Annotated in this window: 1 pseudogene; it reads right to left on the bottom strand. The window is 72.5% G+C overall.

Annotated elements, in window-relative coordinates:
- Positions 1 to 578: pseudogene (locus tag BZL64_RS35630) on the bottom strand (gluzincin family metallopeptidase); the annotation flags it as partial.

Raw genomic sequence — 578 nt, 5'->3', positions numbered from 1 at the left:
CGCCTACCTCGCCACGGCCACCGTCGGCACCTTCCAGGTCCGGCAGTACACCACCCGCGACGGCGTCGTGGTCCTTGACGCCGTCGCGGGTGGTGTACTGCCGGACCTGGAAGGTGCCGACGGTGGCCGTGGCGAGGTAGGCGGCCATGGGCTCGGCCTGGCGCCAGCGGTAGGTGGTCCTGCCGTGCGCGGTCCGCCTGCCGAGGAGGACGCCGTTGGCGACGGCCGTGCGGCCCTCGGGGACGGTGATGGCGAAGTCGTACGAGGACTTGTCCGTGGGGTGGTTGTTCGCCGGGAACCAGGTCATGGCGCCCTGCGCAGGGCGCGGCGCGGGGTGACGACGAGTTCCTGGCCGTCGCGGCGGTGTCCGGCCTTGACGTGGTCGACGGTCAGGGCGGTGACCTTCAGGCCGTTCAGGTCGAGGTCGAACCGGGTCAGGGCCTGGGTGGCGCGGGCGGTGAGGACGGCTTTGCCGTCGAGGTGCCGGGTGGCAGGGTCGTAACGGAGGGTCAGGCCGTAGTGGTCGACGTGGTAGCCGCCGTTCCCGGCGAGCGGGAAGTAGGGGTCGCCGACGCCGG

Source organism: Streptomyces bobili (assembly GCF_002154575.1).
Taxonomy (GTDB): domain Bacteria; phylum Actinomycetota; class Actinomycetes; order Streptomycetales; family Streptomycetaceae; genus Streptomyces; species Streptomyces bobili.
The sequence above is the reverse complement of the archived record's forward strand: the minus strand, read 5'-3'. Positions and strand labels throughout refer to the sequence as shown.